Origin of the sequence: Onishia taeanensis (assembly GCF_013349955.1) — a bacterium.
Lineage (GTDB): Bacteria > Pseudomonadota > Gammaproteobacteria > Pseudomonadales > Halomonadaceae > Onishia > Onishia taeanensis_B.
Window position 1 is genome coordinate 1 of sequence record NZ_JABVXC010000081.1, and the last position, 382, is coordinate 382.

General features: G+C 69.1%; 1 protein-coding gene. It reads right to left on the minus strand.

The genetic code is table 11. The features are described from left to right. The coding region (locus HUS66_RS17565) for a LysE family translocator (RefSeq protein ID WP_175072467.1) at positions 1-382 on the minus strand (382 nt) is incomplete at both ends.

Sequence of the window (382 nt, forward strand, 5' to 3'; positions counted from 1 at the left end):
CCCCAGCCAACGCGCCAGGCTGCTGCCACCGCCGGCATAGAGCAGCAGGCAGGTGAATTCCAGCGTCAGGATGATGCCGACCAGCGCGATCAGCTGCGGCGCCAGCGGCAGGCTGGCATCCAGAAACGGCGGCAACAGCGCAATGAAGAACGCCCATCCCTTGGGATTGGCGATCGCGGTGACGAAGCCCTGTGCCGCCAGCGCGCGGCGCGAGGCGCGCGGTGCCTCCGCACCCTCCCCAGCTACCCCCAGGGCCAGGCGGCCACGCGAGCGCCACATCTGGATCCCCAGCCAGGCCAGGTAAGCACCACCCGCCAGCTTGAAGGCCGAGAACACCATCGGATAGCGCAGCATGATGGTCGCGACGCCGATCACCGCCGAC